The organism is Pseudomonas sp. FeN3W (assembly GCA_030263805.2).
Taxonomy (GTDB): Bacteria; Pseudomonadota; Gammaproteobacteria; order Pseudomonadales; family Pseudomonadaceae; genus Stutzerimonas; species Stutzerimonas stutzeri_G.
The window spans coordinates 1425674-1439017 of record CP136010.1; the positions used below are offsets into that span (position 1 = coordinate 1425674).

6 protein-coding genes and 4 pseudogenes are annotated in these 13344 nt (G+C 57.0%); 8 read left to right on the forward strand and 2 right to left on the reverse strand.

The annotated features are described in order from the left end of the window. Positions 1–183 precede the first annotated feature (183 nt). From P5704_006670 to P5704_006680, 3 genes are read left to right on the forward strand one after another with little or no spacing between them, the layout of a single operon-like run. On the forward strand, positions 184–1221 hold the full coding sequence (locus P5704_006670) for an efflux RND transporter periplasmic adaptor subunit (GenBank protein WOF80161.1): 1038 nt from the start codon (positions 184–186) through the stop codon (positions 1219–1221). Continuing rightward, entirely contained in the window at positions 1221–4793 is a 3573-nt protein-coding gene (locus P5704_006675; protein ID WOF80162.1) for a CusA/CzcA family heavy metal efflux RND transporter, read from the forward strand. The genes P5704_006670 and P5704_006675 overlap by 1 nt, the downstream gene beginning before the upstream one ends. After that, a complete protein-coding gene (locus tag P5704_006680; GenBank protein WOF80163.1) occupies positions 4696–5832 on the forward strand; it encodes a TolC family protein in 1137 nt (378 codons plus the stop codon). Before P5704_006675 ends, P5704_006680 begins: the two co-directional genes overlap by 98 nt. A gap of 288 nt (positions 5833–6120) precedes the next feature. On the opposite strand, the pseudogene P5704_006685 reads toward P5704_006680, so the two are convergent. Beyond that, positions 6121–6504 (reverse strand): annotated as a pseudogene (locus tag P5704_006685) (transposase). 216 nt (positions 6505–6720) lie between these two features. Here P5704_006685 and P5704_006690 point away from each other — a divergent pair. The 4 genes and pseudogenes from P5704_006690 (at position 6721) to P5704_006705 (ending at position 11750) form a co-directional block, all read left to right on the forward strand. Further along, positions 6721–7655: pseudogene (locus P5704_006690) on the forward strand (recombinase family protein). A 40-nt stretch (positions 7656–7695) separates the two neighbouring features. Further along, positions 7696–8394, forward strand: a pseudogene (locus P5704_006695) (site-specific integrase). A 10-nt stretch (positions 8395–8404) separates the two neighbouring features. Further along, positions 8405–10021, forward strand: a complete 1617-nt coding sequence (locus P5704_006700; GenBank protein WOF80164.1) for a hypothetical protein — start codon at positions 8405–8407, stop codon at positions 10019–10021. 463 nt (positions 10022–10484) lie between these two features. Continuing rightward, positions 10485–11750, forward strand: coding sequence for a site-specific integrase (locus P5704_006705; protein ID WOF80165.1), 1266 nt, complete (start codon positions 10485–10487; stop codon positions 11748–11750). Positions 11751–11884: 134 nt separating this feature from the next. Here the strand turns inward: P5704_006705 and P5704_006710 are convergent, their stop codons facing one another. After that, positions 11885–12199 carry a helix-turn-helix domain-containing protein gene (locus P5704_006710; protein WOF80166.1) on the reverse strand — a complete coding sequence of 105 codons (315 nt, stop codon included), beginning with the start codon at positions 12197–12199 and terminating at the stop codon, positions 11885–11887. A gap of 141 nt (positions 12200–12340) precedes the next feature. On the opposite strand from P5704_006710, the pseudogene P5704_006715 reads away from it, so the two are divergent. Next, positions 12341–13344 (forward strand): annotated as a pseudogene (locus P5704_006715) (permease).

A 13344-nucleotide genomic window follows, 5' to 3' on the forward strand; every position in this document is an offset into this window, starting at 1 on the left:
AGTGGGTTACTCATGTGTGTCCTGCGACCGCGCTCGCCTTGCGATTTAAAAATCCTCAAAGACAGGTCTAAAGCATGCCCATGTCATGGCGCTTCACGGGGAACTTTCGATGAATAACGAACATTATCTGCGCAGTGTAAAGGGGCTCTCTTCGCCATCGCTTTTATTATTTCAGGGCCTGCCATGAGTGCTGAGAAGTTCTCTGTCGCCAATGAACAGATTCAAGCGCTGGGTATCAAGACGTCTGCTGTGCAAAGCATGAAACAGACGGTCAGCACGCGATATCCCGGCCAGGTTGTCGTGCCTCCGAAAGCGGAGCAGATCGTCAGTTCCCCACTTGAAGGTGTGGTGGTGCAACTGCTGGTGGGCGAGTACCAGGCCGTTCGCAAAGGCGAGCCGGTCGTGCGCCTGTCCAGTCCGGCGATGAGCCAGCTCCAGCTCCAGCTGTTGCAGGCATCTGCCCGCGCCACGCTGGCCCGGCAGGCCTACACCCGGGAACAGAAGCTGTTCGATGAGGGCATCATTCCGCAGCGTCGGGCGCAGGAAGCCCAGGCAACGCTGAAGGAAGCGGAAGCGACTCTGGTGCAGACCAAGGCCGAACTGGCCCTGGCGGGAATGACCCCGGCCATGATCGAGCAGGTCATCCGCTCCGGGATTCCTTCCGACAGGATCACCCTCAGCGCCGTTCAGGACGGCATTGTCAGCAACATCTCGGTCCGGCCCGGCCAGCGGGTCGACGGTGCCACGTCGCTGCTGAACATCACCCAGGTCGATGCGCTGTGGCTGGACGTGCAGATTCCGGCCGCGGCCAGTATTGGCATTCAGCCGGGCGCGGGCGTAACGGTGGTCGACAAGGGCATTAATGGGCGTGTCATCAACCTGAGCCCGACCCTCTCGGCTACCAGCCAGTTCGTGGTGCTGCGCGCCGAAATCGAAAATGCCAACGGCGCCCTGCGTCCCGGCGAGCTCGTCACCGTGGAGATCCCGGTTCAGGCCGCTGGCAAATCCTGGGACATCCCTCTGTCTGCCGTCGCTCGCAACAAGACCGACTCCGTGGTGTTCGTCCGCACGCCCGACGGTTTTGAAGCCCGCCCGGTCAAGGTCGAAGTCAGCGCGGGGCAACTGGTCCGTGTCCAGGGCAACATCAGCGAACAGGACCAGGTTGCCGTCGCCGGCGTGATTGCGCTGAAAGGCGCCTGGCTTGAAGAGGACGGTGAGTGATGCTGAGCCGTCTTATCCAATTCTCTTTGTCCCAGCGCCTGTTCATGGTGCTGGCGACGCTGTTGCTGACCGGCGCGGGCTGGTATGCCTACCGTGGGCTGCCCATCGATGCCTTCCCTGATGTGGCCAGCACCCAGGTCAAGGTGATCATGAAGGCACCGGGGATGACCCCGGAAGAAGTTGAAAGCCGGATTGCCGTGCCGATCGAAGTGGAAATGCTCGGTATTCCCAAGACCAAGATCCTGCGCTCGGTCACCAAGTACGGCCTGGTCGATGTCACCATCGATTTTCAGGATGGCACTGACATCTACTGGGCGCGGCAACAGGTTTCCGAGCGTCTCGGCAACCTGAGCGACAGCCTGCCGGACGGCATCAGTGGCGGCATGGCGCCGATCACCACACCGCTGGGCGAGATGTTTATGTTCACGGTGGACGGTACAACCTTGTCTCTGGTCGAACGTCGCAGCCTGCTCGACTGGGCGATCCGGCCGGCGCCGCGTACCGTACCTGGCGTGGCGGATGTGAACTCCCTCGGTGGCCAGGTCAGGACCTTCGAGGTACTGCCAGATCCCATCCGCATGGCTGCCAGCGGCGTGAGCCTTGAGCAGCTGACCAACGCGGTCAACACCAACAACCGTAACGACGGTGCCGGCCGACTGGGTGAAGGTGACGAAGTCCTGCTGGTACGCAGCGAGGGCAGCATCCGCACCCTGGATGACCTGCGGGCCGTTGTGGTCAATTCCAACAGCTCCAGCCCGGTGCGGGTTGGCGACCTGGCCGAGGTTCGCCTTGGCACCCTGACCCGCTACGGCGTGGTGACCCAGGATGGCAAGGGCGAGGCTGTGCAAGGCCTGGTGCTCGGCCTGGCTGGCGCCAACGCCCGCCAAGTGGTCGCCGGTGTGCAACTGAAGCTCAAGGAACTGGAGGCCACACTACCGAAAGGCATCACCATCACCAGCTTCTACGATCGCTCGTCGCTGGTCGATAAAGCGGTAGGGGCTGTGTCCAAGGCGCTGATCGAGGCCACCGTGTTGGTCATCGTGTTGCTGGCCCTGTTCCTCGGCAACGTTCGCGCAGCGCTGACGGTTGCCCTGGTACTTCCGCTGGCGGCGTTGATCACCTTCATCCTGATGCGCTTCGTCGGCATGTCCGCCAACCTGATGAGTCTGGGAGGGCTGGCCATTGCCATCGGCATGTTGGTGGATGCCGCGGTGGTGGTGGTCGAGAACATCGTCCAGCGTCTGGCCACCGATCCTTCCGGTGGCAAGCTGCCGCGTCTGCACATCATCTACCGGGCGGTGCGCGAGGTCGCGGTACCGGTGACGTCCGGCATCCTGATCATCATCACGGTGTTCCTGCCGCTGCTCACCCTGCAGGACCTCGAAGGCAAGTTCTTCGTCCCGGTGGCGCTGACCATCGTCTTCGCTCTGGCGGGATCGTTGCTGCTGTCGCTGACCGTGATCCCCGTGCTGTCCTCCTACCTGCTGCGCGAGGTCAAGCACGAAGACCCCTGGCTTGCCCGCAAGCTGCTGGGCATCTATGGCCCGGTGCTGGAGTGGGGGCTTGGCCGGCAGAAACTGATCGCGATCATCGCTGGCGCCATGTTGGTCGTCGCTGGCCTGGTCTACACCCAGGTGGGCAAGACCTTCATGCCGACCATGGATGAAGGCGACCTGATCGTGGGTATCGAGAAACTGCCATCGGTCAGCCTCGAACAGACGGCCGAGCTGGACAAGAAGATCCAGACCGCGCTGATGGCAGCGGTCCCGGAGATCCGGGGCATCGTGGCGCGGGCCGGTTCCGACGAGATCGGTCTTGATCCCATGGGCCTGAACCAGACCGATACCTACCTGCTGCTCAAGCCCATGAGCGAATGGCGGATGGACACCAAGGAAGAGCTGATGGACGAGGTCCGCAAGGTGCTCGATCCAATGCCGGGTATCGGCTACAGCTTTACCCAGCCCATCGAGATGCGCGTCTCCGAGATGATCATCGGTGTGCGCGGCGACCTCGCCGTGAAGATCTATGGCCCTGACCTGGGCACCCTGAGCCAACTGGGCGGCAAGATCGAGTCGCTGCTCAAGACTGTGCAGGGCAACCAGGACGTCTACACCGTGCAGAACGACGGTGTGCAGTATCTGCGCGTGGAGATCGACCGGCTGCAGGCTGGCCGTTTCGGCCTGAGCGTCGAGGCCATCCAGGATGCACTGCGCGTGCAGATCGAAGGCCAGCAGGCCGGCCTGGTGATCGAAGGCAACCAGCGCACGCCGATCCTCATTCGCTCGGACGAGTCGGTGCGCACGTCGCCGGCGGACTTCAACGCGGTGCGGATCACCACGCCGGATGGCCAGACCATTCCGCTGAGCAGCGTGGCGAGACTGGAGCGTGCCGATGGCCCGGTGAAGATCGACCGGGAAATGGGCAGCCGCTACAGCGTGGTGATCGCCAACGTCAGCGGTCGTGACCTGGTCGGCTTCGTCGAGGAGGCCAAGGCGCTGGTGGCTCAGCAGGTGGAACTGCCCAACGGCTATCGCATCAGCTGGGGCGGCCAGTTCGAGAACCAGCAGCGTGCGGCTGCCCGGCTGTCCATCGTCGTTCCCGTGGCGCTTGGTCTGATCTTCGTCCTGCTGTTCTCGACCTTCGGCTCCGTGCGCCAGGCGTTGCTTATCCTCAGCAACATCCCCTTCGCCCTGGTGGGCGGCATCGTCGCGCTGTGGGTCACTGGCGAGTACCTCTCGGTGCCAGCGTCGGTGGGGTTCATCGCTTTGTTGGGTATCGCGGTGCTCAACGGCATCGTGCTGGTCAGTTACTTCAACCAGTTGCATGGCGAAGGCCTGCCACTGCGGGAAGTGGTGCTCCAGGGTGCCCGTCGCCGGTTACGCCCGGTACTGATGACCGCCTCGATCACCGCCTTCGGTCTGGTCCCACTGTTGTTCGCTACCGGGCCCGGCTCCGAGATCCAGCGGCCGTTGGCCATCGTGGTGATCGGCGGTTTGATCACCGTCACCGCGCTCACCCTCATGTTGCTCCCGATTCTCATCTGCGATTCGCCCACGCGAAAAAGGAGGCCAAAGATGCCTGATACCTGGTTGACGCTGCTCTGCACCCCAAGCTTGGAGGAGAAGCTCATCGACCACCTCCTGGTCGTGACGGGGAACCAGATCTTCACCAGCACACCGGTTGCGGCGCACGGGCTGTCCACCGCGGCACTCAATCCGATGGAGCGTGTCATGGGGCGGGCCAAGGCTGTGCAGATCCAACTCGTGGTGGAACGGCAGCAACTCACGGAGGTGCTGCAATCCTCAAGGAGGAGTTTCCAAATACCGGGCTGCGCTATTGGACGGTCCAGGTCAGTAACTTTGGGGAGTTCGTGTGATGAAGCGCCTTGTTCCCCTGGCTCTGCTGATCAGTGTGTGTGGCACGGCCGTGGCGCAACCTGCCGCTCCGGCAAACATTCTGCCCAAGCCGCTGGTGGTGTCGCTGCTCAACGCCGATCCCCGCGTGGCCTCGGCACGCTCCAGCATGGATGCCGCCATGCTGGAGGCTGGCATCATCCGGCGTTCGCCTTATGAATGGACGGCCACGGCAATCGGCCAGCAACGGCGTACCGACGCTGGCCCCAACTACAACGAATGGAACGTGGGTATCGAGCGCACGGTGCGCCTGCCTGGCAAGGCCAGTGCCGACCAGGACATCAGTTCGGCAACGCTGCGATTGGCAGATGCCACCTATGGCGAAGTCCGTCATGAAGCCGCGCGGGAACTGATGACCCTGTGGCTGGATTGGCTGGTGTCGGAGCACGCGCTCACCATCGCCAATAAAGGCCTGGCCTCAGCCAAGGAAAGCCTGGCGGCGGCGGAAAAACGCAACCGTGCGGGTGACGCCTCTAAGCTGGATGTAAGCCTGGTCAAGGCGGAAGTGGCCGAGCAACTGCGACAAGGCAACGAAGCCAAGATAAAAGCCGCTGCGAGCTGGGCAACACTGTCGCGGCGCTTCCCTGGCATCGAGCGCAAAGTGGTTGATCTGCCCATTCCTTCGGCCGAACTCGGTCAGTACGACACCTGGCGCGAGCGGATCCTGGCCGAAAGCGATGTGCTGCGTCGGGTCGAAGCCTCTCTGCTGAGAAATCAGGGGCAATCGGCCCGGGCGAAGGCTGACAGGGTGCCGGATCCTACGTTGGGGGTATTCACCGCCTCCGAGCAGGGCAACCGTGAGCGCATCTACGGTGTCAGCTTCAGCATGCCGATCCCCAGCGGGTCGCGCAGTGCTCGCTACAGCCAGGCGCTGGCCCAGGAGAATGCGGCTCGCGAGGATGTCGACCTGGCCAAACGCGAGCTGGAAGCCGGGATTGCCCGTGACGTCGAACTGGCTTCAGGTGCTTACGAGAGCTACCTGATCGCGAAGGATGGCGCCGCTGCCATGACCCAGAACGAAGCACAGATGCAGCGTGCCTACGAACTGGGCGAGGTGGATCTGCAGTCGTTGTTGCTGGCTCGCCGGCAAGCCGTCGCATCGTCTACCAGCGCCCTGCAGGCCCACGCGGATACGCTGCGCACCCATCTGTCGCTGTTGATCGATGCCCACTGGATATGGGGGTTGGACGAAAGCTGAGTTGTTGCGTTGCCCGGCATAGGCCGGGCAACCTTTCAGAATCGTAATGAGTTACTCATGCTCCGGTTAGTTTTCGGCAGCAATGATAGGAAACGGCCAGTGACCACAGCTGAATAATAAACGGCCGTCCTATCTCAATAAGGGAAGGTCTGAAGTAACCCTGTATTTCCGGTCGACTTCAGCCCTTGCTGCTTTTGAAAGCGGGCCGTCGATCAAAATCGACCAGGTAACCCGCTCAGTTCTCCGTTTTTGGCCGCCGCGAGCACCTCGCAGCAGCCATTTTCCGCATTACAGGTGCACCTTTCCTGCGGTAGTCAGCAAATGTCGGCGCGCCATCCATAGGTTCGACAGCGCGAACAGCGTCACCAGCTGAGCGGTGTTCTTGGCCAGGCCACGGAAGCGCACCTTCACGTAACCGAACTGGCGCTTGATCACTCGAAACGGGTGCTCGACCTTCGCTCGCACTTGTGCCTTGGCCTTCTCGATCTTGCGCTTGGCTTTGTACAGGGCGCTGCGTTTATCGAGCTTCTTGTAGGTGCTGCGGCGTGCTGCGACCTGCCAGATCACTTCGCGGCCCGCATGTTCGGGGCGCTTTTCGACGCCGGTGTAGCCGGCATCGGCGCAGACGACGTTCTCGTTACCGTGCAGCAGTTTGTCGACCTGGGTGATATCGGGGTTTGGGGAGCAACGGAACAGAAAGTGCACTTAAGCCCAGCGCCTGCCCGCAAACCCTTGTGGCGTCTGGTTAGTTCGGGAAAACCAAGGTTTTGCCGAACTCTATCGAGGAATGGCTCGGTTCGTTAAGCTCCCCACGCTACGGTTCAAATAACTGGTACGCTTTATCAAAGTTCAACTATTACTAACGTAGTCGAGTAAACGGTACTTTTGATGAAGATCGGTTATGCGCGAGTGAGCACTCGGGATCAGAAAGCCGACCTACAAGTCGATGCCCTGAAACAGGCCGGGTGCGAACGCATCTACCAAGACATCGCCAGCGGCGCGAAAAGCGCCCGTCCGGAACTGGACAAACTGCTGGCCAACGTGCGTCCGGGTGATGCCGTGGTGATCTGGAAACTGGATCGCCTCGGGCGCTCGCTCAAGCACCTGGTCGAGCTGGTCGGCGAGCTGGCAGAGCGTAAGGTCGGCTTGCAGAGCCTGAATGACCCCATCGAACCACCCATGCCCAAGGCCGCCTGGTGTTCAACCTGTTCGCCTCGCTGGCCGAGTTCGAGCGCGAGCTGATCCGCGAGCGGACTCAGGCGGGCCTGTCGGCCGCACGGTCGCGGGGCCGGATCGGTGGCCGTCCCAAGGGTCTGCCCGCCAAGGCCGAGGCCACCGCCATGGCGGCGCAAACGCTGTACCGCGAGGGTCGCCTGAGCGTCAGCGCCATCGGCGAGAAGCTACACATCTCCAAGAGCACACTGTACAGCTACCTGCGCCACCGGGGTGTCGAGATCGGCGCATACCAGAAGAGCGCCCGGTCACGCGATCAGCAGATCACGGCCTCGTCGTCATCGCCGGCAGAGCCGCCCGCTGTCGAGCGGGTGGCCACCGTCACCCTGCGCCTGGCGGTGGTGAATAACAGCAAGTTCGTGCGCGGCCGGAAACGGGCCAAGGAGAACATCGAGCGCTACTGCCTGGAACCCTACGGCATGAAACGGCTGGAGTCGGGCCACTACGAGTTGGCCATTTCGTATCGAAGCGACGACGAGCTGGACAAGACCGTGCACGACCTGCTGACCGAGATCAGCCAGGAAGCCGACATGCGCAACTGCTTCATCGAGGCGGATGCCTGGGAAGAAGGCACCGAGCGCAGGTGGTAGGGCTTACGTTGGTTTTTGGTTCCATTGCTCCCCAAACCCCAGTACCAAACCCTCAGTGATGGTGCGAGAGCGTAAGCGATTGACCAAATTCCTGACCAAAGATCAGGCAAAGGTTTGCCTCGCCCTTGATGCAGATCCGAGTCACCGGATCTTGTTCCATCTAATGGTTCGTACTGGCCTTCGCTCCTGCGAGGCTCGCACTTTCCCTCTCAAGTACATCTTTAATCCTCGGCTGAAGAAGGGCCTACGTCCTGGGCAAATGATCAGCGTGGCTCTTGAACCATCGGACATGCATCTCAAGTACAACCGTCCGAGGACAATTGACGTGCCTTGGTCGCTGATGGAGGAAATGTGGTCGTACACGCTTCATAAGCGCGAAGTACGGAAAGCGACCGGCAACGGACGCACCACGGCCTTGGTGCTGACCAAGGAGGGGCGGCAATACGCGAAAGACTCTATCGTCGACGTGATGAAAGCGTATGAGCGCAAGTGCGGCTTTTATGTTAGGGCCCATATGCTTCGCCATACCTATGGAACTTATACCCTTCTTGCATTGCGAAAAAGCCGAGATTTTAAAGGCGAGCCGTTACTCTATGTCCGAGACAGAATGGGGCACTCCGACATTCAAACAACAATGGTGTATCTGCATCTAATTAATCAGCTAGAGGCTCAGTCTGTTCTTGCCCATGAGGATGAGATAGACATGATGTTTATGGCCGGCTCTACTCCAAGCGCCTGAGGTACTACTGTTGGCCCGAAAGAAAAGCTATAAGGCCGAGATGCATTCGGTCACTAAAGGATTCGAGACCGTAGAGAATAAGCTTGTAATCGATCTCCCGAAAAATCCTCGGAATGTAACTAAAATTGATCACACTCAGTACATTGGGCTTGGCTTTGACGCATGGGCCATTCAGAGCACTCATGTAATCAGGGCGCTGGTCAATGGAGGGAACTTCTCTCTGGCTACTCTTGTAGGGTACTCCAGCTATGGCCTTCGATATTTCATGGCCTTCTTGAAAAGCGGAGCGATTGATTCACCACCGTCATCCCCCAACAGTCTAACTAGACGGCATCTTGATCGATATGTTTCTTGGTTGAAGCTAAAATATCCAAACGGGTCGACTGCAAAGAACTATTACACTTCACTGAGGTCATTGATCATCAGTCTAATTGAATACGGATTCATTGAGACAGACAAAGATAATTTTCTTCCAGTTGTTCCTTTCCCGAATAACGCGAAATCCACCAATGACGCGAAGCCGCTCAGCCTCTCGGAAATGCAGGGTCTTATAACTGCACTAAAATCAGACTTAATAGCTATTCATAAGGGGTTATTCCCTGGGAATGACGCTGAAGCAATGACGGTCTTGTTACTGATTACAGCCGCCAGATCTGGCATTAACACTACGCCGCTCCTAGAAATGTCTAGAGATGCGCTCCAGCCACACCCATTCATCCCTAATCTTCGACTTTTGAACACCGTAAAAAGACGCGGAAAGGGTGCTCAGAGCAAAACCATTCGACAGACGGGACTGCATGACGAATACAACTCAATTCCTTTAGATGGGGTTGCTGTTGTAAATAAGGCTTTGTCAATTTCTGAACCACTGGTTGGGTTTGCACCTGAGAATATTAAGTCGCATGTTTGGCTATATAGATCCGGACAGAATGGGCATGGTCATAAGATAGTCGCGCTTGCTTCCAGCACGTTATTTCAATCAACGAAGAGTATTTGTGCGCGACACTCTTTGAAGGATGATCAGGGCAAGCCGCTGATCGTTAATCTCAGTCGTCTTCGAAAGACTATGGAAAGTAGGCTTTGGAAGCTCAGCGGCGGCGACCTACTGGAAGTGTCCGCCGTGATGGGCCAGTCCCCTAGCGTCGCTGATAACCATTATTTGAAGATAAATGACGAGATCAGGGTTGAGGGAGCGATCTTCGTCGGATCGGCTTTCACCGATCAGCTGCGTGGCATCAATGTCACACCGACACCCCCAGGAGGCTGTAAAGATAGCCTCTATGGAAGCCTGGCGCCCAAAGATGGTGTCACCCATTGTTCCGAGTTCATTCATTGCTTGACATGTCCTAGTTACGCAATTGTCGGTACTCTTGATGACTTGTATCGACTGTTCAGCTATCAGCAGTTTCTGCGCGCGGAGATGGAGTATTTTTTAACGGATGAGTGGGCGGGATGGCGCAAACGCCAAGGCGATTTCATCAGGCTCATTGACGAGTTTACGTCGAGAAAATTTAATATTGAACTGATCGAGGCGGCTAAAGCCAAAGCGAAAATGTCCCCTCATCCGTTCTGGGGATGCAAGATTGAGTTTATGCGGAAAATTCGAGGGGGCGATCTTGTCGGCTAATAGGAACTCCAAGGCAGCTCTCAAGGCCTATGATGTACTGTTCGCGCAACCTGTAACAGCCTCGGGCCTAAGCAAGGCTGAGCGAGATGCGATAGTTGTTAGTGCGATTGTTAATGATCATGGCGAAACTTTTGTATTAAGCAGATTTGGTGATGCTCGGTGGGATCTTCGGCCATTCTTTGATCAATCTAACGTAAGCGAGGGGCACAAGTATGTCAGTTGGGACTTTAATCTCCCACCTGAGATGATTGATGACTGCAAGGCAGTCGCGTATGCATGGTTCAAGAGAGGGCTCCCAGGGTCAAAGCCACCTGTCGCCAGGGGGATCACAACTCTCGTCAGCGCCAGCGTAATTCCGTTCATTCGTTGGCTTAGTGGCTTGGGAATTGAACGGTTTTCCGATGTTCGGCCTATACATATCAGCAATTACATACATCATTGCAAGTCAGAATCATTGAGGCCGATGCCTCTTTATTCCAGGCTGCGGATAATTGATTTTTTATGGATTTTCTCTGTCGAAACCATTTCCCCTCTTCAGTATTTTCCATGGGGAGAGTCGTCCCTGTGGCGAGTTAGCGGAATTGGAGAAACAAGGGGCAGTTCAGCTGCTAATAAGAACACCGGTAGGACGGATATAATTCCACCAGACGATCAGGCGAAGATATTTAATTACTGCGAGCAGGTCGTCCATGAGGCGAAAGAAGATTTGATGGTCACCGGCATTGGCACCTTTACTCGCCGCAGCTCCAAAATGATTAATTGTCGTGATGCTGTCTTATACATCGCGTCAATTACCAGCGGCATGCGTAACGAAGAAGTCATCGGAATTGAAGTCGGTGCATGGCGAAAAGAGGTGGTGGATGGTGTTACTTACTGCTGGGTAATCACGACCGAGCATAAAACAGGAAAGGGGCGAGTCGAATATCTTGTCCCTGAGCTTACGCTGGATGCGTTAAATCTCTTTGCCATGTGCTCAACCCCAATGAGAAGAGAGCTTGAGGCGGAGTTGAGCGACCTTGAACTGTCGCCCAACTCAACTGACTCCGCTGATCTTTTGCTTCGATTGGAGAAGGCCAGAAAAGACTCGAAGAGACTGTTCCTCTGCTTGAATGGAAGCGGCAACAAAACCGAGCGTGTTGGACACATCGAAGTGCTCAGCGCCGCAGGTTCCAATGAGGCCTTCAAGCGGCTCGCAAAAGCCGCTGGAAGTGATTGGCCATTGCGGACTCACCAGTGCCGTCGCACCTATGCCCGGTGCTTTGTAGAGTCTCGTATGGGGCGTGCTTCGCTTGTATTCCTCAAGTGGCAGTTCAAACACAGCAGTATGAGCATGACTCAGCTCTATGCCTCCAACCCCCTTCAGGATCTCACGTTGTTCGATGAGATCCTCCAGCAGATGACCGAATTCAAAATCGACCTGATTGAATCTTGGCTCGACGATCAGCCATTGGCCGGAGGCGCAGGAGAGAGGATCGTTGAGTTGCGGGCTATTCCGGTCAAGAACAGGGCCGCTCTACTGGCCCAAACTGCGCCTCATGCGAATATTCGGGCGACTGGCCATGGCTGGTGCATTGCCACAGAGCGCGGATGCGGAGGTGCGGGCTTATACGAGGCGACACGGTGCCCTGGGTGCAAGCATTCGGTAATTGATGAGACATTCGCCGGCACTTGGCATGCTATCTACTCGGGGTATCCGGAATTTCTGGTTGATAAAATGCCAAAGATGTAAAGAAGAAAATCTTTCTCAGCGGATTATCTGATTGATCCTCTTCAGCCTACTCTACTGCCAATTTTCTGTTTCCACCTTCGCCTGAGTCTTCATAGCGATGCTGACTAGGGAGGACAGCGAGAGCTGGGCAAGCGTCAAAGCGGTTCTGGTTCATGCGCAATCCGAACACCTGCACAACATTCCTCTTGTAAGAAACCGATCAAATTCTCTAGGTGCCCATACTCGGGTATACAGACAATCGTGCGGCTATGTTTCTCCTGCCAGATCAGCCCTACCTTGGCCATGCGCGCAAGGTGATGTGATAGCGTCGAAGCAGGAATACCCAGCCCCTTCTGGATATCTCCGACCGAAGCCCCATCATGGCCAGCTTTGACCAGAAAGCGGAACACGGACAGTCGGTGACTATTCCCTAGCTCAGCTAAGCTGGCTGCAACCTTTTCGTGATCCATAGCACGCCCCAATAATTCGATGTTTCTAGAATTATAGTTGACAGGTCGGATAAACGCAAGTAGGCTGCGTACATCATTTCGACAATACTAGAAATATAGGAGTAATATTGAATGTCATCTCAACTCCAAGACGCTCTAGGCATGTTCGCCTTTCTCGCTATCGAGCTATCGGTTTTATTCATTGGCATTAGCTTGCTGGTCGGAGTTCTTCAACGTCACATCCCACCATCCAAGGTGGAAGCGTTACTGACTTCCAGTGGGAAGCGAGGCTATTTTCTTGCTGCTGGTTTAGGAGCTATAACGCCCTTCTGTAGTTGCTCGACTATCCCCATGTTGAAAGGGTTGATTCGGGCACGGGCCGGTTTTGGGCCGATGATGGTGTTTCTTTCTCATCTCCGTTGCTGAATCCTATCGTCGTCGGCCTGCTGGTTGCCACGTTTGGATGGACACTTACTGCTATCTATGTGCTCGCCGCTTTGGTGGTCGCGGTAGGTGCCGGATGGCTGCTTCACACGCTTGGCTTCGAGCGTTATGTGCGCCGGACGGCGACACAAGAGAGCAGTGGATGTAGTTCATCAGCAAGCCCGTGCAGTGCTACATCGACCGCATCGAGTTGCGGCACCAACAGCTGCGACACCACTCCGAAGACGGCTTCTTGCGGGGCTGATAGGAAGACAACAGTCTCTACGTCTAGCGAATGCTGTGACAGTCAACCCACTGTCACGGTTAAGAAAGAAGGGAAGTACAGTGGTGTGTGGCGGGAAGCTTGGTCGGACTTTATCGATGTGTTGCCTTACCTGCTCATCGGTATTGCGATTGGCAGCGTGATCTATGGTTTCATGCCCACTGACTTATTGGAGCAGTATGCAGGCCCAGATAATCCCTTTGCCATTCCAGTTGCCGCTGTCATCGGCGTGCCGTTGTATATTCGCGCTGAAGCCGTCATACCTCTGGCAGCGGCTCTGATGGCCAAAGGCGTGGGTGCCGGGACGGTGCTAGCGTTGATCATCGGCAGTGCCGGAGCCAGCCTGACTGAGCTCATTCTGTTGCGCTCTTTGTTCACGCTGAAGCTTTTAGCGGCGTTTTTAGCAGTCATTTTTGCTATGGCGATGATTGCCGGTTACGCCACCTACCTGTTTTTCTGA

Bases quoted from the DNA above. Each gene is read 5' to 3' on its own strand.
- P5704_006710 (WOF80166.1), bottom strand. From the start codon at position 12,199: ATGGATCACGAAAAGGTTGCAGCCAGCTTAGCTGAGCTAGGGAATAGT.
- P5704_006670 (WOF80161.1), top strand. From the start codon at position 184: ATGAGTGCTGAGAAGTTCTCTGTCGCCAATGAACAGATTCAAGCGCTG.
- P5704_006675 (WOF80162.1), top strand. From the start codon at position 1,221: ATGCTGAGCCGTCTTATCCAATTCTCTTTGTCCCAGCGCCTGTTCATG.
- P5704_006705 (WOF80165.1), top strand. From the start codon at position 10,485: ATGCCTCTTTATTCCAGGCTGCGGATAATTGATTTTTTATGGATTTTC.